Source organism: Actinopolymorpha pittospori (assembly GCF_014873875.1).
In the GTDB taxonomy this organism is placed as follows: Bacteria; Actinomycetota; Actinomycetes; order Propionibacteriales; family Actinopolymorphaceae; genus Actinopolymorpha; species Actinopolymorpha pittospori.
Genome location: NZ_JADBEM010000001.1, coordinates 9,078,942 through 9,102,508, shown reverse-complemented (window position 1 = coordinate 9,102,508; position 23,567 = coordinate 9,078,942). Strand labels below are relative to the sequence as shown.

The following is a 23,567-nucleotide window of genomic DNA, read 5'->3' as shown; positions in this document are numbered from 1 at the left end:
TTCCGTCGGAATTGTGGGCTACGGTGAATGGGGTGAACCGCCTCGCTACAGCGACCAGCCCCTACCTCCGCCAGCACGCCGACAATCCGGTCGACTGGTTCACCTGGGGTGAGGAGGCGTTCGCCGAGGCCCGCCGCCGCGACGTGCCCATCCTGTTGTCGGTGGGCTACTCCGCCTGCCACTGGTGTCACGTGATGGCCCACGAGTCCTTCGAAGACGAGGCCACCGCCGCCACCATGAACTCCCACTTCGTCAACATCAAGGTCGACCGGGAGGAGCGGCCCGACGTCGACGCGGTCTACATGGAGGCGACCCAGGCGATGACCGGCCAGGGCGGCTGGCCGATGACCTGCTTCCTCACCCCGACCGGCGAGCCGTTCTACTGCGGCACCTACTTCCCGCCCACGCCTCACCACGGACTGCCGGCGTTCGGCCAGGTCCTCGAGGCGGTGGAGCGCACGTGGCGGGAGCGCCGCGCCGACCTGGTCGAGTCGGCCGCGAGCATCGTCGCCCAGCTCTCCGACACCCGCTTCCCGAGTGGCGAGGCGCCCGACGTGACCCTGCTCGACCAGGCGGTGGAGGCGCTGCGCGCTGACTTCGACCCGCGCCACGGCGGGTTCGGGGGTGCGCCGAAGTTCCCGCCGTCGATGGTGCTGGAGTTCCTGCTCCGGGCCGCGACCCGCGGTGGTTCCGGGCAGCAGGCGCTCGCCATGGTGGAGCAGACCTGTGAGCGAATGGCCCGGGGCGGGATGTACGACCAGCTCGGCGGGGGTTTCGCCCGTTACAGCGTCGACCAGGCCTGGGTGGTCCCGCACTTCGAGAAGATGCTCTACGACAACGCGCTGCTGCTCCGCGTCTACCTGCACTGGTGGCGACTCACCGGCGCACCGCTCGCCGAGCGGGTGGTCCGGGAGACGGCCGACTTCCTGCTCCGTGAGCTGCGCACCGAGGAGGGTGGCTTCGCCTCCGCCCTGGACGCCGACAGCGAGGGGGTCGAGGGGAAGTTCTACGCCTGGACGCCGGGTGGGCTCGCGGAGGTCCTGGGAGAGGTCGACGGCGCGGCCGCCGCCGAGCTGTTCGTGGTGACCGACCAGGGCACCTTCGAGCACGGGACGTCGACCCTGCAGCTGCCCCGCGACCCGGACGACGCGGAGTGGTTCGCGGGCGTCCGGGCCCGGCTGGCGCGGGCCCGCGAGACCCGGGTCCGGCCAGGCCGTGACGACAAGGTCGTCGCGGCGTGGAACGGCCTGGCGGTCGCCGCGCTCGCCGAGGCGGGCGCGTTGCTGGCCGAACCCTCCTACGTCGAGGCGGCCCGGGAGGCCGCCGAACTCCTCGTCCGCCTGCACACCGACAGCGCCGGGCGGCTCGTCCGCACGTCCCGCGACGGGCAGGCCGGCACCAGCCCCGGCGTGCTGGAGGACTACGCCGACGTCGCCGAGGGCTACCTCGCCCTCCTGTCGGTGACGGGTGAGCCGATCTGGCTGGCCCGCGCGGGCGGTCTGCTCGACCTCGTACTCGACCGGTTCGGCGACGGCGACGGCGGTTTCTTCGACACCGCTGACGACGCCGAGCGCCTGGTCCGCCGACCTCAGGACCCGACCGACAACGCCACCCCGTCCGGGCGGTCGGCGGCGGCGGGCGCCCTGCTGAGCTACGCCGCGCTCACCGGATCCACCCGCCATCGGGAGGCGGCCGGCGCCGCGCTCGGGGTGAGCGGACGGCTGGCCACGCGGGCGCCGCGGGCGGCCGGCTGGGGTCTCGCGGTGGCGGAGGCGCTGGCCGCGGGACCCGTCGAGGTCGCCGTCGTCGGGGCATCCGGCGATCCGGACCGTGCGGCCCTGCACCGGCTCGCGCTGCGTTCGCCGGCGCCCGGCGCGGTCGTGGTGGTCGGCGCGCCGGATGCCGGCGATCCGGACACAGACGCGCAGACCGGCCAGAATGGCGCGGGACGGGTGCCGCTGTTGGCACACCGGGGTCTGCTCGAGGGGAAGGCCGCGGCCTACGTCTGCCGCGACTTCGTCTGCGAGCGCCCCGTCACCGACCTGGCCGAGCTGGCCGTAAAGATCGGCGTACGTGACGCCGGGATCGACGACGACCGGAGGTAAGTGAGGTCCGATGGGCAAGAAGCGGAAGTTGAAGAAGAAGGTCGGCCGGCTCGAGGCGCTGATGTGGGGCGCCGCTGGCGCGCTCGTCGCGACCTCGGTGGCACGGGAGTTGCGCCGCCCGCCGGCCGAACGGACCTGGCAGGGCCGGGTCGTCGGAGTTCCCTACGACTACCGCCCGCCAACCGTCGAGCGGTTGCGTTCCACCTGGTGGGCGCCGGAGGACGAGCGGCTCTTCGTGCCGACCGCCTACGGGCTCGGCTGGGACCTCAACCTCGGCCGGGTCGCGCGCCTGGCCAGGCAGCGGGTCAGCCCGGACGCCCAGTCGAACGGCCATCTGTCCCACCGGCTCTGACGGCTGTCCCACCGGCTCTGACAGCTGTCCCACCGGCTCTGACAGCTCGCCCCCGGCACCGGCGGGCCCACCCATCGGTGCCGGCGGGTCGTCGGCTCTTGTCGTACCGCCGTAACGGTGTAATCATCCTTACATGACACGGCAAGAACGTGAGCAACGCATCCGCGGCTGGCTCTCCGGCCGGCTCCCGGAGGAGTGGTTCGACCTCGTCGAGCTCACGACCGACCGGGAGGAGATCACCGTCATCGGGCGCCTCGCCGCGCCGAAGCTGGAGGACGAGGCCTCGGCCGTCGAGCGAGCCGCCGCCGAGGCGGGACGGATCAAGGAGTTCCGCGAGCGGACCCGCGACGACCGGATCCGGATCGCCCGCGAACTCGAGCACGCGACCGGTCAGAAGGTCGCCTGGGGCGCCTGCTGTGGCGAGAGCCGGGAGACCTTCACCACCCTCTCGGTGCCGGTCATGACGAGGCTGCGGCAGTCCGAGCGCCGGGTGCTCGACACGCTGGTCGACTCCGGAGTCGCCCGCACCCGCTCCGAGGCGCTGGCCTGGTGCGTGAAGCTCGTCGGGCGCAACGCCGAGAGCTGGCTCGGCGAGCTGCGTGCCGCGATGGCCCACGTCGAGCGCGTTCGGGCGGAAGGGCCCGACGCCGGCGAGGTGGCCGACAACCTGGGTGAGCCGGACGAGGGGCCCAAGACGGCTGCCGGTGCCTCCTGAACGGACCGGCAGGCAGGTCCGAGCCGCGTCGGCACGTCAGCCCTGCGGCTCGGGCTTGGTCGCGACCACGACGTCCCGGTTGATCGCCTGGTCGACGCGGTGCCGGAAGCCCAGGAACGGCGGCGAGTCGCAGACCCGCAGGCCCGCGCCGGCGAGCACCTCCTCGGCGTCCTCCCGCCGGGCGACGTAGGTGTTCCAGGACATTCCCAGCGCCCCGCCCGGCCGGAGCAGTTCGACCCAGCCGGGCACGGCGGCGCGGAGGAGGTCGAGCGGCCCGCGGGAGAGCTTGCCCGCGTCGTGGCTCCCGTGCTGGACGCCGTAGGGGGCGTCGGTCACGATCGCGTCGAAGGTCCGCGGCCGGAAGAAGTCCCGCGCCCGCACGGTGTCGGCGTTCACGACGGTGAGGTCGAGGGTCTCCCCGGACTTGTAGGCCGCCTTGTCCGCCGCGAGGGTCACGTGCAGGCGGCGCCCGATGATCTTGCGTTCGCGCCGGATGGGCGTGAACTCCGCCTGGTGCTTGATCCGCTTGCGCTTGAGCCAGGTCCGCAAGAAGCCCGAGTAGGCCTCGACGTCCTTGCCGTCGATCTCCATGCCCGCGACGTCGTAGCCGTACATCAGCGCCTGGTTGAGGGTCGTACCCCGGCCGCAGAGCGGGTCGAGGATCCGCAGCTTGCGGGTCAGCATGTCCGGTGCGGAGGCCGACGCCAGCACGGTGACGTTGAGCAGCAGCTTCGTGAAGAGCTCGTTCGTCTTGCCGGCGTACTTCTGGATCGTGAGCAGGTCGTCGTCGAACTGGTCCAGCGGCGTCAACCCGACCGGACGCAGCAGCGGGGTCGCCGCGCCCTCGGGCCCGCCCGCCGGCTCACCCGCGATCTCGAACAGCGCGTACATCGAAGACAGCTGGGAGAGGTGGCCGATCTCCGCCGCGGCGAGCGGGGTGTCGGTGGAGAACCCGACGTACGGAACACCGCCGATGACCGTCTCCTCGACGTCGTGCAGCCGGCCGTCCAGCGCGCGCTCGGCGACGACGCCCAGCTCGGCCCGGGTGAGGCCTACCGAGGCCTCGGCGTAGACCCGGTTCGTCGCGGGCAGGACGAGCAGTGCGTAACGCGGCATGGCACCACGATCGCAGGTCGCCCGCGCGGCGGCGAGCCCGGCTGGAGGCAGGTCAGATGTCGACCGAGCTGCCCGAGGTCAGCCGGCGGTAATCCGCGCCGGACAGCCCGCCGAGGAGGTTGTCGACCAGCCCGAGTCCGATGTCGTTCATCAGCCCGTCGTGGACCGAGAGCGCGAGGCGTGGCTGGACGACGCGGACGTAGTCGATCGAGTCGGCGACCCGCAGCCACGGCGCCGAGGTGGGCACCATCAGGGTGTCGACCGGCCGGTCGGGCACGGTGAACGCGTCGCCGGGGTGGAAGAAGCTGTCGTCGACGAAGAACCCGATGTTCGGCACGATGGGCAGATCGGGGTGGATCACCTCGTGTTCCTCGCCGTAGACGCCCACCTCGAACCCCGCGGCGCTGAACCGGTCTCCGCGCGCGACGACGTGCACCCGGTCGGGATCGACGTTGGTCAACAGCGCGGCGACCGCGGCGTTGGTCCAGATCTGGAGATCCGGATGCCGGTCGAGCTTGTCCGTGTCGAGGTGGTCGGTGTGCTCGTGGGTGATCAGTACCGCCTCGGCGCCGTCCAGGGGCTCCTCCTCGCTGAACGTGCCGGGATCGATCACGAGCGCCCGGTCGTCCTTCTCCAGCCGGACCAGGGCATGGGTGAACTTCACGACGCGCATGGGGCCGAGTCTAGGGCGTCCGTCCCGGTCGAACCGGTGAAGCGAACGGTCCTCGCCACGTGGAACGTGAGTCACTGACCGAAGCCGAGGCGGCGGCGGTAGCCTCAGGGCGAGCCGTTTCGGAGGTGAGGATCACATGGCCCTGCCCGGCCTGTTGTACCGCATCTACCAGCGGCGACTCCTGGCGTCGATCCCGCCCGAGCGGGTGCCGCGACACGTGGCAGTCGTGATGGACGGCAACCGCAGGTGGGCGCGGGCGGCCGGGAGCACCGTCTCGAAGGGGCACCGGGCCGGCGCCGACAAGATTCCGGAGTTCCTCGGCTGGTGTGAGGACCTCGGCGTCGACGTCGTGACGATCTACATGCTCTCCACCGACAACCTCTCCCGCCCGCCCGAGGAGTTGGAGACTCTCCTCGCGATCATCGAGGAGACGGTCGCCGACCTGGCCGCGAGCGGTCGCTGGCGGATCAACCTGGTGGGTTCCTCCGACGTGTTGCCGCCGTCCCTCGCCACCCATCTGAAGGACGCCGTTGGGCGCACGGCGGCCGTTTCCGGCCTGGTCGTCAACGTCGCGGTGGGATACGGCGGCCGGCAGGAACTCGCCGACGCGGTCCGGTCCCTGCTCCATGAGCAGGCCAGTCGCGGAACGACGATCGAGGAGCTCGCCGAGCTGCTCGACGTCGAACACATCGCCGAACACCTCTACACCAAGGGGCAACCCGATCCTGACCTTGTGATCCGTACGTCCGGAGAGCAACGTCTGTCCGGATTTCTGTTGTGGCAGAGCGCGCACAGCGAGTTCTATTTCTGTGAGGCACTCTGGCCGGATTTCCGAAAGGTCGACTTTCTCCGGGCGATCCGGGCCTTCGCCGCGCGAAACCGCCGCTACGGACTTTGACGCGAGTTCGTTTCGTTAAGCGCTCGGGAACCTCTCCTTAACCGAAAGGCTTTCGTGTCCCTCTGTTCGGCCGGCCCCCGGGCACGTACCTTCGATTGTGACGGTCGGAGAGCCCCGGCCGTTCGGGAGGCCTATCGATGCGTGCGACGACGTCTTCCTCTCGCCGTCAGGCGAGGCAGGCCACGCACGAGGAACGCGCGCCGGGGTCAGTAGACCCCGACCGCCAGGCGGGCCGGCACCCGGCCCGTTGGGCCGGTCCCGGTCCAGTCAGCTCTCAGCCAGGACCGGGGCGCTGGGTGCGCGTCGTCCGGTCCGAAGGGGACCGAACGTGGCTGCATCGGAGCCGAACGCGACTGCGGTTGTGGACTCCTCTCCAGGTCACCTGAAGCGCACGTACGTCATCGACACCAGCGTTCTGCTCGCTGATCCCCAGGCGCTCCGGCGCTTCGAGGAGCACGAGATCGTGGTGCCGGTGGTCGTCGTGACCGAACTCGAGGGCAAGCGCCACCACCCCGAACTCGGCTACTTCGCCCGGACCGCGCTTCGCCTGCTCGACGAACTCCGCGTCCAACACGGCCGGCTCGACGAACCGGTCCCGATTGGTACGGCCGGAGGCAGTCTGCGAGTGGAGCTCAACCACACCGATCCAGAGCTGCTGCCGCCCGGGTTCCGGCTCGGCGACAACGACACCCGGATCCTCGCGGTGGCCCGCAACCTCGCGGCGGAGGGCCGGGACGTCATTCTCGTCTCGAAGGACCTGCCGCTTCGGGTCAAGGCCTCGGCGGTCGGCCTGGTGGCCGAGGAGTACCGCGCGGAGATGCCGGTGGAGACCGGTTGGACCGGCATGGTCGAGGTCGACCTGCCCTCCACCGAGCTGGACACGCTGTACGCCGAAGGGTCGATCGAGCTCGAAGCCGCGCGCGACCTCCCCTGCCACACCGGGCTCGTCCTGCTCTCCGAACGCGGCAGCGGGCTCGGCCGGGTCACCGCGGACAAGCGGGTGCGCCTGGTCCGCGGTGACCGCGAGGCGTTCGGTCTGCACGGCCGGTCGGCCGAGCAGCGGGTCGCCCTGGAACTGCTGCTCGACCCGGAGATCGGGATCGTGAGCCTGGGCGGGCGGGCCGGAACCGGCAAGTCCGCGTTGGCGCTGTGCGCGGGCCTGGAGTCGGTGATGGAACGCCGACAGCACCGCAAGGTGGTGGTGTTCCGGCCGCTGTACGCCGTCGGTGGACAGGATCTCGGCTACCTGCCCGGCAGCGAGGCGGAGAAGATGATGCCGTGGGCGCAGGCGGTCTTCGATACCCTCGGCGCGGTCGCGAACGCGGACGTCGTCGAGGAGGTCATCGACCGGGGCATGCTCGAGGTCCTGCCGCTCACCCACATCCGGGGCCGCTCGCTCCACGACGCGTTCGTCGTGGTCGATGAGGCACAGTCTCTGGAACGCAACGTCTTGCTCACGGTATTGTCACGGATTGGTTCCGGCTCCCGGGTCGTGCTCACCCACGATGTGGGGCAGCGCGACAACCTGCGGGTCGGACGCCATGACGGAGTAGTGGCTGTGATCGAGAAACTCAAGGGGCACCCGTTGTTCGCGCACGTGACGCTGACCCGCTCTGAGCGGTCGCCGATCGCTGCCCTGGTGACCGAAATGCTCGAGGACATCTCACTGTGAGCACGGCCGGGGTCGTCGCACTCGCGGCGACCCCGGCACCTCCGTCAGCTTGCGGAGCGTCGTCGCTTCGCGGCTTTCCGTATGCAACTCGGTCTCGCGTGGGGCGCTGCTGCCATCCGCGAGGGACGTCTGGAGGCATGTGTGACGAGCTACGCGGGTAAGCACCGGGCACCGGCCAAGCACAAGTCGCGCGGTCGCGCGGCGTTCCTCGGCCGGCCACCGCAGGAGACGACGGCGTCGGATGTCGTCGCGCCCGCGGGTGGAAAGCGCGCGGCCCGACCCGCGCCGGTCTCGTTCTCCTCGACCGCGCCGGCTCCGGTGCCCCCGCCGTCCCCCTCGTACTCCGCTCCCGTCCTCCAACCGGTCGTGGTCCGCGACGTCGAGCTGGACGCCGTCACGTTGGACGCGGTGGAGGTGAGCGCCGTCGCGAAGCCGTCCACCGGCGCCGCGACCACGGTAGGCGCGCCCAACGTCGACGTGGCCCCCACGACCGCGACCTCCGCGACCCTGACCTCCGCGACCGTGACCTCCGCGACCGTGACCTCCGCACCGGTGGAGCCGGGCGCGAACCTCGCCGCTGACCTCACCGCCGGTCTCACTGCCGGCCTCACCGCGGACGCCGAGACGACCGAGGGGAGAGGCTTCCGGCTCAGTCCCGCGTTCGCGGCGGTCACGGCCGCGAGCATCGGTGTCACGGGTGCCGTCGGCGCGGGCGTGGTCCTCTCCAACAGCCACCCGGACGCCACCAACACGCTGGTCCTGTCCGACCTCAACGTCCGCGGCGCCCTGACCGCGAAGCGGGTGGCGACGCTCAAGCCCAGTTCCTCGGCGACGCCGCGCTTCACCACCCGTACGGTGACGGCGACGCCGACGGCCACGCCGACCTCCACGCCCACCGCGACCGAGACCCCCGTCCCGGCGACCGGCGCCGACGTCCTCGACCGGACCGCCGTCGAGCGGGAGCGCGCCCAGGAACGCGCCTCCCGTAACCGGGCCCGGCTCGAGCTTGGCTCGCCGAAGGAGGTCGCCGCCCGGCTGGTGGCCGCACGCGGGTGGAGCGACACCCAGTTCGACTGCCTGGTGACCATCTGGAACCACGAGAGCAGCTGGGACTACCGCGCCACCAACCCCAGCTCGGGTGCCTACGGCATCCCGCAGGCGCTGCCCGGCAGCAAGATGGCCTCGGCCGGCTCGGACTGGCGGACCAACCCCACGACCCAGATCAAGTGGGGCCTCTCCTACATCGAGTCGCGCTACAGCACGCCCTGCGGTGCCTGGTCCTTCTGGCAGAGCCACAACTACTACTAGGACACCAGCACACCAGGACACGCGCCAGCGTGGCGCCGGCCGCGGCGTGACGCCGGACCGGTCGCGCACCACTCGTGCTGCTGAGTCCTGCCACGACAGCGCGTGCAGCGCCTCCTCCCACGTGACGTCGAGTCGTTATCGAGTCGTCCCTGTCCGTATCGGCTGATAGTGTCGCTGGGCTTCGTCATGCCGACGTCGTGAACGTGAAAGCGCCTGCCATCCCACCGGCGGGAGCCCGACGGATCCGTGTCGCGCCACGAGACCGGTCACAACGTGCCACTGTGCGTGGTGGCTTGCGGATTCGCCCCAGACAGACAGGATGAAACCAAGGCGAAATTCGCGCAGCCATCTGCCCATACGGTGCGTGCAGACAAGTCGACGTGGAGGCGCAGTGCGTAACGCAGCCGGCCACAAGGGCCGGAGAACGCAGCCAGCGAAGACAGCGACCGCGAGTCGGTCGGGTCCTCAGTCATCATCGAGCCCAACGCGTCGCCGAACGGCGTTCCTCGCCGCCGCGGCGTTGGTGGCAGGAGCGGCCCTGGCCGGCTGCTCCAGTGACTCCGGTCCGCCGACGCTGACGTGGTACATCAACCCCGACAACGGTACCCAGCAGAAGCTGGCGGAGACGTGCACGCAGGAGGCCAACGGTCGTTACCGAATCACGACCGCGTTGCTGCCCCGTGACTCGACCGCCCAACGCGAGCAGCTCGTCCGCCGACTCGCGGCCGGAGACTCCGGCATCGACCTGATGAGCCTCGACCTGCCCTATCTCGCGGAGTTCGCCAACGCGGGATTCCTGCGTGAGTTCAGTTCCCAGGAGCAGTCCGAGCTCACCAAGGACATGTTGCAGGGACCGCTGGAAGCGGCGCGCTGGAAGGACCAGCTGTACGCCGTTCCGTTCAACACCAACACCCAGCTGTTGTGGTACCACAAGTCGGTGGCGCGCAAGGCCGGGCTGGACGTCGGGCCCAACACCAACCTCACCTGGAAGCAGGTCATCGCCGCGGCCGAGCGGACCGGAACGACGGTGCAGGTGCAGGCGTCCCGCTACGAGGGCTACTCCGCCCTCATCAACTCACTGGTCGCCTCGGCCGGTGGTCAGATCCTGAAGAATCCCGAAGCGGGCAAGGACGTCACACCCGCGATCGACTCCGCGGCCGGTCGTGCGGCGGCGGATGTCCTTCGTACGTTGGGTCGGTCGAAGGCCGCCTCCGCCGACATCAGCAACTCCGACGAGGGAACCTCGCAGGCCGGCTTCCTCGCCGACAACGGCGGCTTCATGACCAACTGGCCCTTCGTCTACACAGCAGAGACCGGAACGCTCACCGATCTGCGCCAGCAGCGCGAGGCGGCGAAGTCGCAGAGCCAGCGCGCCGAACTCGACAAGCAGATCAAGGAGCAGCAGGCCCGGGTTGACGACTTCGGTTGGACGCGGTGGCCCGCGGTTGTCAACGGCAGGCCGAGCGCCCCGCCCCTGGGTGGCATCGACCTGGCGATCGGCGCGTTCACCAAACATCCGGCGGAAAGCGTCGACGCGGTGCGCTGCATCACCTCCCCGGAGAGCCAGAAGACCTACATGCTGGGCGAGGGTCTGCTGCCGACGGTCGAGTCGGTGTACTCCGATCCGGAGATCAGGAAGGCGTTCCCGATGTCCGACCTGCTCCGCAAGTCGGTCGACGACGGGGCGCCGCGACCCATCACGCCCTACTACCCCGACATCACCGCGGCCGTGCAGCGCATGTGGCACCCGGCGCGCGCGGTCGGTCCGACGACGCCGGCCGCGACGGCGACGCTCATCGTCGCGGTCCTCCATGACGACGAGCTGATCTGAGGCGGAAGGAGGAAACCATGACGACAATGGAAACGACGACTCCTCCCTCGACCGCCCCGGCGCGGGTGTCCGACCGGGCCCGCCACGAACAACGACTCGGCTGGTACCTGTGCCTACCGGCGTTCGTGGTGATGCTCGCGGTCACGGCCTACCCGATGCTGCAGGCCGTCTGGCTCTCGCTGCAGAGCTACCGGATCACCGACCCGGAGTCCCGGGAGTTCGTGTGGTTCGACAACTACGCGATGGTCCTGTCCGACGGACTGTGGTGGCGTGACGTCGGAGTGACCGTCCTGATCACGGTCATCACCGTCGTGGTCGAGCTCATCATCGGGTTCGCGCTCGCGATGGTGATGCACCGGATCCTCTTCGGACGCGGCATCGTCCGCACGGCGATCCTGGTGCCCTACGGCATCATCACGGTGGTCTCGGCGTTCGCCTGGAAGTTCGCGTTCGCGCCCGACTCGGGATTCGTCAACACCTGGTTCGGGCTGGAGAACTACGACTTCTTCGCGCAGTTCGGATCCTCGATCGCGGCGATCTCCCTGTCGGAGATCTGGAAGACGACACCTTTCATGTCGTTGCTGCTTCTCGCGGGTCTCGCGCAGGTTCCGGAGGAGTTGCAGGAGGCCGCAAAGGTCGACGGTGCCACCTGGTGGCAGCGGCTGTGGAAGGTCACGATCCCCAACATGCGCGCGGCCATCATGGTCGCGGTGCTGTTCCGGACCCTGGACGCCTACCGCATCTTCGACAACGTGTTCGTGATGACCAACGGCGCGCAGGGCACCGAGACCGTGTCCTTCCTCGCCTACCGCCAGATGATCACCAGAACGGCGGTCGGACTCGGTTCGGCGGTGTCGGTGCTGTTGTTCCTGACCGTGCTGCTCATCGCCTTCGTGTTCATCAAACTCTTCCGGACCGACCTGTCCCAGGTGCGAGGTGATCGCTGATGAACGGACGTCGACGCAAGGCGTTGTGGGGACTCGCCGGTCTGGCGGTCATCGTCTACACGCTCTTCCCGGTGGCCTGGATCCTCTCCCTGTCCTTCAAGGCCGACACCAGCACCACGGGGTTCTTCCCCAAGGACTGGACCTGGGACAACTACCGGACCGTCTTCAGCTCCGATCTCTTCACCAGCGCTCTTCGCAACTCCCTCGGCATCTCGCTGATCTCGACCGTGTTGTCGGTGATCCTCGCCACGCTGGCGGCCTACGCGATCGCGCGGCTGGAGTTCAGCGGCAAGAAGCTCGTGTTGTCGATGGCGCTGGCGATCGCGATGTTCCCGACCATCTCCCTGGTGCCGCCGCTGTTCGACATGTGGCGCAGTCTCGGTCTCTACGACACGTGGGCGGGTCTGATCATCCCCTACATGTCGTTCACGCTGCCTCTGTCGATCTGGACGCTCTCGGCGTTCTTCCGGGAGATTCCCTGGGAGATGGAGCAGGCGGCGCAGGTCGACGGTGCGACGCCGTGGCAGGCGTTCCGCAAGGTGATCGTCCCGCTCGCGGCTCCCGGAGTCTTCACGGCCGCGATCCTGACGTTCTTCTTCGCCTGGAACGACTTCGTGTTCGGCATCTCCCTCACCGCCTCCGACGCGGCCCGTCCGGTCCCGGCCGCACTCGCGTTCTTCACAGGGGAGTCCTTCTTCGAACAACCCACGGCCGCGATCGCGGCGGCCGCGGTCATCGTCACGATCCCGGTGATCGTGCTCGTTCTCTTCTTCCAGCGCAAGATCGTCGCCGGGTTGACGTCCGGCGCGGTGAAGGGTTGATGCGCCATGGCAGGCATCGAGTTGAAGAACATCGTCAAGAAGTACGGCGATGGTTACCCGGCGGTCAACGACGTGAGTCTCACGGTCGACGACGGCGAGTTCATGATCCTCGTCGGCCCCTCCGGATGCGGCAAGTCGACCTTGCTCCGGATGATCGTGGGCCTGGAGGACATCACCTCCGGCGACATGCTGATCGGTGGGCAGCGGGTCAACGAGAAGGCGCCCCGCGACCGCAACCTGGCGATGGTCTTCCAGAACTACGCGCTCTATCCGCACCTCAGCGTCTACGAGAACATCGCGTTCCCGCTGCGACTCGCCAAGCAGTCCGACGAGGAGGTGCGCACCAAGGTGGAGCGCGCGGCGGACCTGCTGGAGTTGCGTGAGCACCTGCAGCGCAAGCCGAGCCAGCTCTCCGGCGGTCAGCGGCAGCGGGTCGCGATGGGCCGCGCCATCGTGCGCGACGCCGAGGCATTCCTGTTCGACGAGCCGCTGTCCAACCTCGACGCCAAGCTGCGTGGGCAGATGCGCACCGAGATCTCGCGGCTGCAACGTCGCCTTGGCACCACGACGGTCTACGTCACCCACGACCAGACCGAGGCGATGACCCTCGGCGACCGGGTCGCCGTCCTGCGCAAGGGCGTCCTGCAGCAGTGCGCGACACCTCGCGAGCTGTACGAGGAGCCGGTCAACCTCTTCGTGGCCGGGTTCATCGGTGCCCCGCCGATGAACTTCATGCCCGCGACGGTCAAGGACGGTCAGATCACGCTGCCCTTCGCCACGGTCCCGCTGCCGTCGGCGTTCGACCGGGCCGCGCTGGAGGGCAAGCTGCTCGTGGCGGGCATCCGGCCAGGCGCCTTCGAGGACGCCGAGTTCGTCGAGGAGGCCAAGCGCGACCGAGGTGAGGTGTTCGAGGCGACCGTGGACGTGACGGAGTGGCTCGGCAACGAGCAGTACGCCTACGTGCCGTACGAGTCCGGCGACGAGGCCCGCGCCGAGATCGACGCCCTCGCCGAGGAACTCGACATGGAGGCGATGCGGCCGCAACTCGTCATCTCCCTCGACCCGGCCAGCCAGGTGCGGGAGGACCAACCCACGCGGTTCTGGCTCGACGTCTCTCGCATCCACCTCTTCGACCCGCACGACGGCAGCAACCTCGGGTTGTCGCCCCAGGCGAGCAGCGAGCACGTGCCCGCCTGACAGCAGGACGTTGATGACGATGGGCGACTTCGAGGCCCGACGACCGTGACGTCAGACGACCTCGAAGTTGCCCATCATCGCCATGTCCTCGTGCTCGAGGTTGTGGCAGTGGAAGGCGTAGCGGCCGCGGTAGCCGTCGAAGCGCGCGATGATCTCCACCGTCTGCGCGGGGCGCAGGTCGATGGTGTCCTTCCAGCCGAGGTCCGCGGCGGGGCGTTCCCCGTCGATGGTGAGGACCTGGAAGTGCACCAGGTGCAGGTGCACCGGATGCGCGACGTCGCTGGTGAGCCGCCACACCTCGGTGCTGCCGAACCGCGGCCGGGCGGTCGCCCTGATCGGGTCGAAGGGGTCCCCGTTGATCGTCCAGCCGCTGTGGCCGTGCACGTCCCCGGACTCGAAGGACAGGTCCCGGGTGGCCACGGCCCGAGCCGGGTCGAGCCGTTCGATCCGGGACAGCCGCGGCGGCACCGACGTCTCGTCCCGCTCCTTGCGGACGACCCGAAACCGCATCACCCGTCCCGCCGGCCCCTCTGCCGCGGAGTTGCGGAGCAGCACGGTCGTACCCACCGGAGATCCCGTGAAATCGACGACCACGTCGAGGCGTTCGGCAGGCGCCAGCGTCAGCGTGGACCGGGCCAACGGGCGTTCCAGCAGGCCCCCGTCGCCGCCGATCTGGACGAACACCGGACTCCCGTGCGGAACCGGATCGAGGGACAACTCGTAGCGCCGGGCGTTGGAGGCGTTCAGGATCCGGAACCGATACCGCCTCGTGGAGACGTCCAGCGACGGCCAGGGCGCGCCGTTGACGAGGATGACGTCGCCGAGGACGCCACCGGCGTAGGCCTCCCGTACGCCCGGCTCGGCCCGTAGCTCCGGGTCCAGCGCTGGGTAGCGCAGGGTGCCGTCGGCGTCGAAGGCACGGTCGCAGATCAGCAGCGGGACCTCCTGCTCGCCCCGGGGCAACGGGAGGGCGTCCTCGTCGTCGTCCCGGACGAAACACATGCCGGCCAGGCCCCGCCACACCTGCGGCGCGGTGAAGTCCATCCGGTGGTCGTGGTACCAGAGCGCGGCGGCGCGCTGGTCCATCGGGAAGTCATAGCCTCGACTGCCTCGCGCGACGTTGGCCCGGGGATCTCCCATCCGGCCGGGAAAGTCACCGTGGGAGGGCAGCAGCAGGTCGGTGGGATAACCGTCGCTCGCCGCCGGCGTCCGGCCGCCGTGCAGGTGCGTCACGACCGGGACGGGCAGTTGGTTCGTCTGGTGGACGACGACCCGTCGCCCGCTGCGCGCCTCGAGGGTCGGACCGGGGAAGGCGCCGGCGTACCCCCAGATCCGCGTCCGCAGCCCGGGCAGGATCTCCTGCTCGGCGACCCGGGGAGACAGGTCGTAGTAGTCCGTGGTGGCGTCCGTGCGGACGGGTTTCGCGACCGCAGGCACGGGCAGCGGGACCCGAAACGGCGCGGGCAGCGGCCCCTCGCTCTCCAGCAGCCGGGGTTCGGGGCTGCCGGAGCCGAGCAGTGAGCACCCCGACGCCGATGTCGTGGCCGCCGCGGCGAACGTTCCGAGCGCCCCCGCACCGAGCAGTCGAAGCGCGTCCCGGCGGGAGAGCGTCACGACCGGACCGAGCGCGCGCGTGGCCCCGACCACGCCTGCACCGCCACCACGACGACGCCGCCGAACAACGCGACACCGAGCGGGACGTGTACGGCCTTCACGTGGTTGCCGCCGAGGATGCTCTGGACGACGAGCAGTACGAGCAGAACGCCGCTCGGGACGGTGAATCGGGCGGAGCCACCGCCTGGCTTCCACACGAGGATCGCGGCGACCAGGGTCAGCAGCCCGACGAGCAGTGCGACGGTGGCCGTGGTGCCGTGCAGCGGTTTCGCGCCCGGGCGGCCGGCGACCACCAGGCCGGCGGTGATCGCCTGGACGAAGATCGCGAGGACCTGGAGTCCGACCATCACCCGGAACGTGGAAAAGGTCCAGCCCCGACCGGGGACCGGTCTGGTGTCGTGCCCTTCGCCCGGTCGCCTGGTCGCGGCCGATGGTTGCGCCGACGCGCCGTGTGCCATGACAGATGCCTCTCCACACTTGGGATGTCCGCGGCCGTTCCGCGGCCGTTCGCGGACTCCAGCGTGGCCGAGCGGGGTGCGCGTACGCGTCCGTCGTCAGGCGGCAACGCGCCTACTCCGGCTGGCGTAGCTCAGCGGTGGAGCAGGTCGTCGACGAGCGTAGGGCCGTGCGTGTCGAGCCAGCGTTCGATCCGGCGCGCCGTGTCGAAGCGGTCGCGTACCTCGTCAAGGGAGGCTTGCCCCAGCCGCCAGCGACCGCAGCGCCAGACCAGTGACTCCAGCGCGCGGATTCGGAGCAGGTCGGGAAAGGCCGCCCACTCGGCGCTGGTGAGCGTCACCCGCTCGGCGTAGGCCCGGCAGAGCAGGTCGGCGGCGGCGGCGGCGCCCGGCGTCCACCAGCCGTCGGTGCACAGGGACACCGCCACCACGAGGTCGGTGACCCGCAGGCCGAGCCCGGCGACCTCGAAGTCGAGCACCGCGCTGGGGCTGCCGTCGTCGTGGACGAGTGTGTTGGACAGTGCGAAGTCGCCGTGGACGATCTGCACCGGCAGGGTTTCCCACAACCGGAAGTACGCCACGTCCGCCCGCTCGGCCGCGGCGGGGAGCCAGCCCGGGTCTTCGCCGGCCGTGGTGGGCAGCGCGGTCGCGAGTGCGGCGGCGAGTTCGGCCAGGTCGGGGACAGCCGGATGGACCTCCGACAGCGGATGGCGCCAGTCGTAGGGCGAGACGGCGTTCGGGAGTGCCGCGAGGGCCCGGTCGAGGTCGCCGAGCATCCGACCGGCGACGACGAGTGTCCCCGCGTCGCGCCTCGGTGGCCGTCCGGGCAGATAGTGGAAGAGCGCGGCCGGGCCGTTCGGCGTCGGCACGCAGGTTCGCCCGTCCGGTGTGGGGATCGGGCTGGGAACCGCGAAGGGCAGCCCGGCCGCCGCGAGGGCGGCCAGGAACCGGTGCTCCGCGGCGACGCGGGCGATGGCGGCGTTCTGGTAGCCGCGCAGGACGTAGCTGGCGCCGGCGACCTCGACGACGACGAGTGAGTTGTTGGTGCCCTCGCCCGGGTGGTGCACGGCGTCCGGCGCGGGTAGCCCCCAGTGCGCGAGGAGCGCGGCTGCACCAACCGACGCGAAAGGATCAGCCGACGCGAAAGGATCAGCCGACGCGAAAGGATCAGCCGACGCGGCTGGATCCGGCACGGACGCCTCCGTGGTCAGAAGTCGGCCCGGATACCGGCCGGCAGGGCGGGAAGGGGCCAGGAGGGGTCGGGCCGGAACGACTGCCAGTCGTCGCAGAACGGCGGATCCCAGCGGGCGACGACGCGTTCGACGTCACGGGCGTCCTGCTCGAACCTCGCCGCGTCCTCGACGGAGAAGCGTCCCCACTGGACGGCCGCCGCGAGCTCGTCCTCGTCCTTCCACCGCACGGTGCGGTCGGGATGTACCACGACGTCGAGCACGTGGTCCTGGGTGAGGATGCTGGAGTCGTCACGGACGTGGACGTCCTCGAGGTTGACGTACCAGTTGCGGAACGTGCCGTCCGGCTGCCAGAACAACCACACCGACCAGGGAACGCCGGTCGGCGCGACCTTGAGGATGCCGGCTCCGTGCCAGACGTCACGCTTGAGCGCGTGGCGGGAACCGGCCGCGAACCACTCGGCGAGCGGCGCCGTACGCAGGTCGCGGCCGTCGGTGAGCACCGGCCGGAGCACGGGGGTGCCAGGCGCGAGCCAGGCCACGAGCGCGTCGGCGTCGTCACGGACGACCGTCATCGGTCGCACAGTCTCCGGTCGCGCGGTCTCCGGGCGCCCGTTGGTCTGGGCGCGCTGTCGGTAACGCCACCAGATGGGAGTGCCCGGCTGCCAGTACGGCGGGCTGCCCGAGGGGCGCCCGGGAGCCCCGCTCGGGCGCTGCCTGCCGGGGTCGGGTGTCGTACTGGAAGAAAGGTTCACCCGCGCGAGACTACTCGCCGAGATCAACCCGGTGGGACGAGTCGATCACTCCCCGGCACACACCGGCCTCGTCATGCCCTAGGGGTGGGTCATGGAGAGAACGTCCAGCGCCTGGTCGAGCTGCTCCTCGGTGAGGTCACCGCGTTCGACGTAGCCCTGCTCCAGCACGACCTGACGGATCGTCTTGCGCTCCGCGAGCGCCGTCTTGGCGACCTTGGCGGCGTTCTCGTAGCCGATGTAGCGGTTGAGGGGGGTGACGACCGACGGCGAGGACTCGGCGTACTCCCGGCAGCGTTCGGCGTTGGCGGTGATGCCAGCGACCAACCGGTCGGCGAACAGCACGCTCACGTTGGAGAGCAGCCGGATCGACTCGAGGAGGTTCTTGGCGATCACCGGCAGCATGACGTTGAGCTCGAAGTCGCCCTGGGAGCCGGCGAAGGCCACGGCAGCGTCGTTGCCGACGACCTGCGCGACGACCTGGCGGGCCGCCTCCGGGATGACCGGGTTGACCTTGCCCGGCATGATGCTCGACCCCGGCTGAAGGTCGGGGAGCGCGATCTCACCCAGGCCGGTGCGCGGGCCCGATCCCATCCAGCGGATGTCGTTGGCGGCCTTGTAGAGGCCGACCGCGATGGTACGGAGCTGGCCGGAGAGCTCCACGAGGCCATCGCGTGCGCCCTGCGCCTCGAAGTGGTTGCGTGCCTCGCGCAGCGGGAGGCCGGTGGCGGCGACGAGCTCGGCGATCACCTTCGCCGCGAACCCCGGCGGGGTGTTGATGCCGGTGCCGACGGCGGTGCCGCCGAGGGGCAGCTCACCGACGCGGGGAAGGGAGGCCTCGACGCGCTCGATGCCGTAGCGGATCTGCGCGGCGTAGCCACCGAACTCCTGGCCCAGCGTGACCGGTGTGGCATCCATGAGGTGCGTACGGCCGGACTTCACGACGTCGGCGAACTCCGCGGCCTTCGCCTCGAGCGCCTCGGCCAGGTGGGAGAGCGCCGGCACCAGGTCGTGCAGGACGGCGTTGGTCGCGGCGATGTGGATCGAGGAGGGGAAGACGTCGTTGCTGGACTGGGAGGCGTTGACGTGGTCGTTGGGGTGGACCGCCCGGCCGAGCGCCTCGGTGGCGAGCGTCGCGACGACCTCGTTGGCGTTCATGTTGCTCGACGTGCCCGACCCCGTCTGGTAGACGTCGATCGGGAAGTGGTCGTCGTAGGACCCGGCGGCTACCTGGGCGGCCGCCTCCTGGATCGCCTTCGCGAGATCGTCGTCGATCACGCCCAGCTCGGCGTTGACCTTCGCGGCGGCGCCCTTGATCAGCGCGAGCGCCCGGATGTGCTGGCTTTCCAGCGTCGAGCCGGAGATGGGGAAGTTCTCCACGGCACGCTGGGTCTGGGCCCTCCATTTGGCGTGGGCGGGAACCCGCACCTCGCCCATGGTGTCGTGCTCGATCCGGTAGTCGCTCTCTCGCTCCTTCGCCATGCGGAGACTCTATGACCCCCTGCCCACGCAGGGTGTGATGAGGTTGCCGATGTGAGCGACTCCACCCGGTGGATGACCACCGCCCAGGCCGCCGAACTGCTCGGGGTGAAACCTGAGACGGTGTACGCCTACGTGAGCAGGGGAGTGCTGTCCCGGCACCGGGGCGCTGACCGGCGTTCGTCCCGATTCGACCGGATCGAGGTCGAACGCCTCGCCAAGCGCAACCGCCGCGGCGGCCGGGCGGGTGCACTGGAGGTCGTGATCGACACCGAGCTGACCCTGCTGGACCCCGAGGGCGCGCTCTACTACCGCGGCCGGGACGCGATCGAACTCGCCCGGACGGCGAGCTTCGAGGACGTCGCCGAGCTGCTCTGGTCAGGGTCGGCCGGTTCTGGAGCGGCCGGTTCTGGAGCGGCCGGTTCCGGGTCGGCCGGTTCCGGGTCGGCTGGTTCTGGGTCGGCTGGATCGGATCGCGGCGGCGCGTGGCGGGCCGGCGACGCCGCCGTGTTGGTAGGGCGGCGGGCCCAGGAGGCGTTGCCCGCCTCCACCCGGCCGATCGACCGGGTTCGGGTGGCGGTGGCCACGCTCGCCGCGGCGGACCCGATGCGGGACGACCGGCGGCCGGCGGCGGTCACCGCGACGGCGAGAGCCCTGGTGGCCGGGGTCGTCGACTGCCTGCCCGTCCGGACGCCGGTGCCGGGAAGCTCGATCGCCGAGCGGTTGTGGTCACGCCTCGCCGACCGACCGCCGGGCACGGGTGAGATCCGGGCCCTGGACGCGGCCCTGATCCTGCTCGCCGACCACGAGTTGGCCGCCTCCACCTTCGCCGCCCGGATCGCCGCTTCGGTGTGGGCCGACCCCTACCTCGTGGTGCTGACCGCGTTGAGCGCGGGCGGCGGGGTGCTGCACGGGGCGAGCGCTTCGGCGGTCGAGGGATTCCTGCGCGAGGCGGCGGAGTCGGGCGACGTGCCCCGGCTGGTAGGAGACCGGCTCCGTCAGGGGGAGCGGCTGCCTGGATTCGGCCATGCCGTCTACACCGGACCGGACCCGCGCGCGGAGGCACTGCTCGACCTGGTCGCCCGGTCCGGTACGCAAGGTCAGGTTGACGAGACGGTCGGGGAGCTGATCCGGGTCGTGGGCCGGCACGGCGGGCCACGACCCAACGTCGACCTCGCACTCGGTGCGCTCGCCGTCAAGGCCGGCTTGGCGGACGGTTCTGGAGAGGTGATCTTCCTGCTGGGGCGGATGGCAGGGGTGGTCGCTCATGCGCTGGAGGAGTACGCCCACCGGCTCCGGTTCCGCCCGCGTGCGCTCTATACGGGATCAGCCCCCGGCGCCTAGGCGTACTCGGGAGGCCGCCGCAGGGCGGCCGGCTCTGGCTCGGACCGCTCCCGGCACCGGCGTCGCCACCGGTGTGGCGGCCGACCCGACGGACGGGCTGCTCGGTTCCGCCGGTGGTGTGCTCCCCACCGGCCTTGTGCCTCGGGCCGCCCGCCAGGTTCGGGGGCGTGGAGCGCTGGACCGGGATCCGTGCTCCTTCCGGCGATCCGTGCCGTGCGGCCGACTCGCCGAGCGGACCGGCGGCGGGCCGCCCCACCTGCCGCGGGACGAGCGGTCCGGCCGCGTGCCGCCCTACCTGCCGCGGGACCCCCACGACAGCTCGCGGCTCCTCCGCCTGTCGCGGGACTCGCACCAGCGGGCGTGGTGCCTGCGCCTGCCGCGGTAGCCTCACCGGTCGCCGGAACGACGTACGCCTCGGGAAGAACTCCAGCACCAGCGTCGCCGCCGCCACCCGGGCGAGGTCGCGGTAGCGGGCCAGCACGTAGCGTCGTTCGCCGAGGGCGTGGAACTTGCGCAGGTAACGGTTGACCGACTCCACCCGAACCAGGACCCGCAGGCAGCGCAGTCCCGCCGCGAGACCGAGTGCGCCCGGCGTCCGGGGGCGGGGCCGGTCGAGGACCTCCGGGAACGCCGCGAACGACAGGCAGAGGCGGTCCGCGCCGTGGGTGCGCGCCCAGGCGAGCATGTCGAGTGTCAGGCGTTCGTTGACACCGTTCGGCGCGTCCGGAAGGCGCCACGTCGTGTCCAGGGAGAGCTCGCGGCCGTGGTCGGAGCTGGCCCACCGGGCGAGACCCGCGACCCGGCCGGACCGGTCCCGCGCCACCGCGAGGACGACACCGGCGTGCAGCCCGTCGAGGGGATGGTCGAGGTTCCTCGAGAAGCCGGACGCGGGACGGCGATCGCAGCGGCGGAGCAGTTCGGTGAGCTCACCGCGCAGGGACGGTTCGACCGCGCGTTCGGAGACGATCCGCGTGGTGACCCCCGCGTTGTACGTGCGCCGTACGGCCTGCCGGAGGTTGCGGAACCGGCGCCCGTGCAGGGAGAACGTCGACGGGTCGACGACGACGTCGCGCCCGATCGGGACCGCCCGCAGTTCGGCGCCGACCCACAGGTCCAGCCGGCGTGCGGAGGCACCCAGCACCGCCGTCCGCCAGCCGTTACGCGCGGCTTCGTGGCGGAACGCCGTCACCGCGGCGGTCATCGAGCCGGCGGCGCCGATGGGGTCACCGGTCGCGATCGCGGTGCCGAAACGCACCTGGTACGCGAGCGCCGCTCGCCGGTCGGGGCTGAACGCGTACGCCAGGTCCGTGCGTTGCGCGAACGCCGCGACCGGATCGGTCTCGCTGCGGTCGACCAGCCGGCGCACCCGCGCCCGGACCGCGGGATCGGCGAGCGGTTCCGGGCGCGGGGGCCACACCAGCAGGGCGCCGACGGCGACCAGCCCGGCCGCGAAGGGCCACGGACTCCTGGCCAGCGCGCTACCCGCACCGGTGAGCAGGAGGACGCCGACGAGAGCCGGGTACCACCGGCGCACCGGCCGGCCGAGTAGCAGGCCGCGCAGCGCGACCAGGCAACCGAGGGCGCCGGCGACGGCGAGTTCGGTGGTCCATCCGGTCACGGGTCCATCCAGGCGAGGGTCGGGGGCGAGGCTCGGAGTTCGAGGGCGATACCTCGATACTCGGCTGCCGTCCAGCGACCCAAGCTGGACTTTGGGCCCGGGGGTGGGCACGAACAGGCCCGGTTGGGGCGAGCGGTGCGGGACCTTCGCCCCTGGACCTCTGATCGCGTGCCGGACGCCTACCCGAGCGGGGGAACCGGCTGCGGCGGCGGAGGACCGACGTACGTCGCGTCGGGACGGATGATTTTCCGGTCGCGTGCCTGCTCGAGGACGTGCGCGCACCATCCGATGACCCGGCTGGAGGCGAACGTCGGTGTGAACATCGCCCGCGGCAGCCCGACGAGTTCCATCACCACCCCGGCGTAGAACTCGACGTTGGTGTGGAGCTCACGCCCGGGTTTGAGTTCCGCGAGCAGGTCGAGCACCCGGCGTTCGACCTGGACGGCGAAGGCCACCAGGTCGCCGCCGAGTTCCTCCGCCGTCGCGCGGAGCATCCGCGAACGCGGGTCCTCGGTGCGGTAGACGGGGTGCCCGAAACCCATGATGCGGTCGCCATGTTCGATCCGATCCCGCACCCAGGCGTCGATCCGGTCCGGAGTGCCGATCGCGTCCAGGGCGTCCAGTGCGCGGCTGGGTGCGCCTCCGTGCAGCGGGCCGGAGAGCGCGCCGATCCCACCCACCACACAGGCCGCGACGTCGGCGCCGGTCGACGCGATCACCCGGGCGGTGAAGGTCGAGGCGTTGAAGCCGTGGTCGATGGTGGAGACGAGGTAACGCTCGATCGCGCGCGCGTGCTCGGGACGGGGCTCGGCACCGGTGAGCATGAAGAGGTAGTTCGCAGCGTAGGACAGATCGTCGCGTGGCGGGATCGGCTCGAGGCCCTGTCCGAGCCGGTACAACGCGGTGAGCAGCGTGGGTACCTGTGCGCAGACCAGCAGCGCGTCGCGCAGCCGGGCCGGTTCGTCGAGGTCCCACAGGGGACGCAGGCCCTGGGCGGCGCCGGCGAGGGAGAGCGCGGTGCGGAGTCCGTCGAGTGGTGCCGGCGCGGCCGCGGCGATGGCCGGAAGGGCGGCGAGGACGTCGTCGGGGATCTGCCGCAGTGCGGCGACCCGCGCGGTGAACTCCTCGTGCCGGGCCCGGTCGGGGAGGTCACCGGTGAAGAGCAGGTGCCACACGTCCTCGACCGGACGCGCCTGTGCGAGGTCGACCGCGGAGTACTGGCGGTAGTGGTAGAAGCCCTCCACCCCCAGTACGTGGCCGATCGTGGTCTCGGTGACCGCGACGCCGGCGAGACCTGCGGGAACGACGATCGGGCCCGGACCTGGCTGGGGGCGTGGCGGGACGACAGTGGACGGCATCGCGACCTCCCTCGTGCGTACGACGAGATTCGTACGACGAGATTCGTACGACGAGAGGAGAGTCCGTCGCGGGCAGATATGTTGTCAACGTTGATTGGATCAAGATAAATACAGGGTGAGCG

20 protein-coding genes and 1 pseudogene are annotated in these 23,567 nt (G+C 70.7%); 12 read left to right on the top strand and 9 right to left on the bottom strand.

The features are described from left to right. Positions 1–32: 32 nt before the first annotated feature. From HEB94_RS42075 to HEB94_RS42065, 3 genes are all read left to right on the top strand, one after another. Positions 33–2,105 carry a DUF255 domain-containing protein gene (locus tag HEB94_RS42075; protein WP_192755008.1) on the top strand — a complete coding sequence of 691 codons (2,073 nt, stop codon included), beginning with the start codon at positions 33–35 and terminating at the stop codon, positions 2,103–2,105. 10 nt (positions 2,106–2,115) lie between these two features. Continuing rightward, on the top strand, positions 2,116–2,457 hold the full coding sequence (locus HEB94_RS42070; protein WP_192755007.1) for a DUF5808 domain-containing protein: 342 nt from the start codon (positions 2,116–2,118) through the stop codon (positions 2,455–2,457). Between the two features lie 133 nt (positions 2,458–2,590). Next, entirely contained in the window at positions 2,591–3,172 is a 582-nt protein-coding gene (locus HEB94_RS42065; protein ID WP_192755006.1) for a hypothetical protein, read from the top strand. A gap of 36 nt (positions 3,173–3,208) precedes the next feature. On the opposite strand, the gene HEB94_RS42060 is transcribed toward HEB94_RS42065, so the two are convergent. After that, the gene (locus HEB94_RS42060; protein ID WP_192755005.1) at positions 3,209–4,288 is read right to left on the bottom strand and encodes a TRM11 family SAM-dependent methyltransferase; all 1,080 of its coding nucleotides are present in this window, start codon (positions 4,286–4,288) and stop codon (positions 3,209–3,211) included. A 52-nt stretch (positions 4,289–4,340) separates the two neighbouring features. Further along, entirely contained in the window at positions 4,341–4,961 is a 621-nt protein-coding gene (locus HEB94_RS42055) for an MBL fold metallo-hydrolase (protein WP_192755004.1), read from the bottom strand. Positions 4,962–5,097: 136 nt separating this feature from the next. Here HEB94_RS42055 and HEB94_RS42050 point away from each other — a divergent pair, with 136 nt between their 5' ends. From HEB94_RS42050 to HEB94_RS42020, 7 genes are all read left to right on the top strand, one after another. Further along, the gene (locus HEB94_RS42050) at positions 5,098–5,859 is read left to right on the top strand and encodes an isoprenyl transferase (protein WP_192755003.1); all 762 of its coding nucleotides are present in this window, start codon (positions 5,098–5,100) and stop codon (positions 5,857–5,859) included. 328 nt (positions 5,860–6,187) lie between these two features. Next, complete coding sequence (locus HEB94_RS42045; RefSeq protein WP_337918328.1) at positions 6,188–7,531, top strand: PhoH family protein; 1,344 nt, start codon at positions 6,188–6,190, stop codon at positions 7,529–7,531. Positions 7,532–7,672: 141 nt separating this feature from the next. Continuing rightward, complete coding sequence (locus HEB94_RS51755; RefSeq protein WP_337918326.1) at positions 7,673–8,839, top strand: aggregation-promoting factor C-terminal-like domain-containing protein; 1,167 nt, start codon at positions 7,673–7,675, stop codon at positions 8,837–8,839. 523 nt (positions 8,840–9,362) lie between these two features. Continuing rightward, on the top strand, positions 9,363–10,670 hold the full coding sequence (locus tag HEB94_RS42035; protein ID WP_192755002.1) for an extracellular solute-binding protein: 1,308 nt from the start codon (positions 9,363–9,365) through the stop codon (positions 10,668–10,670). A gap of 17 nt (positions 10,671–10,687) precedes the next feature. Beyond that, the gene (locus tag HEB94_RS42030) at positions 10,688–11,617 is read left to right on the top strand and encodes a carbohydrate ABC transporter permease (protein WP_192755001.1); all 930 of its coding nucleotides are present in this window, start codon (positions 10,688–10,690) and stop codon (positions 11,615–11,617) included. Beyond that, entirely contained in the window at positions 11,617–12,438 is an 822-nt protein-coding gene (locus HEB94_RS42025) for a carbohydrate ABC transporter permease (protein ID WP_192755000.1), read from the top strand. The genes HEB94_RS42030 and HEB94_RS42025 overlap by 1 nt, the downstream gene beginning before the upstream one ends. A 6-nt stretch (positions 12,439–12,444) precedes the next feature. Then, positions 12,445–13,635, top strand: coding sequence for an ABC transporter ATP-binding protein (locus HEB94_RS42020; protein ID WP_192754999.1), 1,191 nt, complete (start codon positions 12,445–12,447; stop codon positions 13,633–13,635). Positions 13,636–13,686: 51 nt separating this feature from the next. Here HEB94_RS42020 and HEB94_RS42015 read toward each other — a convergent pair whose 3' ends face one another. The 4 genes from HEB94_RS42015 to HEB94_RS42000 form a co-directional block, all read right to left on the bottom strand. Then, the gene (locus HEB94_RS42015) at positions 13,687–15,282 is read right to left on the bottom strand and encodes a multicopper oxidase family protein (RefSeq protein WP_337918325.1); all 1,596 of its coding nucleotides are present in this window, start codon (positions 15,280–15,282) and stop codon (positions 13,687–13,689) included. Next, positions 15,246–15,596: a hypothetical protein gene (locus HEB94_RS42010; protein ID WP_192754998.1), complete on the bottom strand. Its 351-nt coding sequence runs from the start codon at positions 15,594–15,596 to the stop codon at positions 15,246–15,248. Before HEB94_RS42010 ends, HEB94_RS42015 begins: the two co-directional genes overlap by 37 nt. A gap of 242 nt (positions 15,597–15,838) precedes the next feature. Then, positions 15,839–16,897 carry a phosphotransferase gene (locus tag HEB94_RS42005; RefSeq protein WP_192754997.1) on the bottom strand — a complete coding sequence of 353 codons (1,059 nt, stop codon included), beginning with the start codon at positions 16,895–16,897 and terminating at the stop codon, positions 15,839–15,841. A gap of 14 nt (positions 16,898–16,911) precedes the next feature. After that, entirely contained in the window at positions 16,912–17,469 is a 558-nt protein-coding gene (locus tag HEB94_RS42000; RefSeq protein ID WP_202896835.1) for a ribonuclease FAU-1 family protein, read from the bottom strand. A 73-nt stretch (positions 17,470–17,542) separates the two neighbouring features. Here HEB94_RS42000 and HEB94_RS49830 point away from each other — a divergent pair, with 73 nt between their 5' ends. Continuing rightward, positions 17,543–17,731, top strand: coding sequence for a hypothetical protein (locus tag HEB94_RS49830; protein ID WP_202896834.1), 189 nt, complete (start codon positions 17,543–17,545; stop codon positions 17,729–17,731). Here HEB94_RS49830 and HEB94_RS41995 read toward each other — a convergent pair. Further along, positions 17,728–19,128 (bottom strand): class II fumarate hydratase, encoded by a 1,401-nt coding sequence (locus HEB94_RS41995; RefSeq protein WP_192754995.1) that lies wholly within the window; start codon positions 19,126–19,128, stop codon positions 17,728–17,730. The two genes, HEB94_RS49830 and HEB94_RS41995, sit on opposite strands and share 4 nt — an antisense overlap. 51 nt (positions 19,129–19,179) lie before the next feature. Here HEB94_RS41995 and HEB94_RS41990 point away from each other — a divergent pair, with 51 nt between their 5' ends. Then, complete coding sequence (locus HEB94_RS41990) at positions 19,180–20,469, top strand: citrate/2-methylcitrate synthase (RefSeq protein WP_192754994.1); 1,290 nt, start codon at positions 19,180–19,182, stop codon at positions 20,467–20,469. A 487-nt stretch (positions 20,470–20,956) separates the two neighbouring features. Here HEB94_RS41990 and HEB94_RS51750 read toward each other — a convergent pair. Beyond that, positions 20,957–22,372 (bottom strand): annotated as a pseudogene (locus HEB94_RS51750) (phosphatidylglycerol lysyltransferase domain-containing protein); the annotation flags it as partial. Continuing rightward, the gene (locus HEB94_RS41985; protein WP_192754993.1) at positions 22,267–23,445 is read right to left on the bottom strand and encodes a citrate synthase; all 1,179 of its coding nucleotides are present in this window, start codon (positions 23,443–23,445) and stop codon (positions 22,267–22,269) included. The gene HEB94_RS41985 and the pseudogene HEB94_RS51750, both read right to left, overlap by 106 nt. Positions 23,446–23,567: the final 122 nt, after the last annotated feature.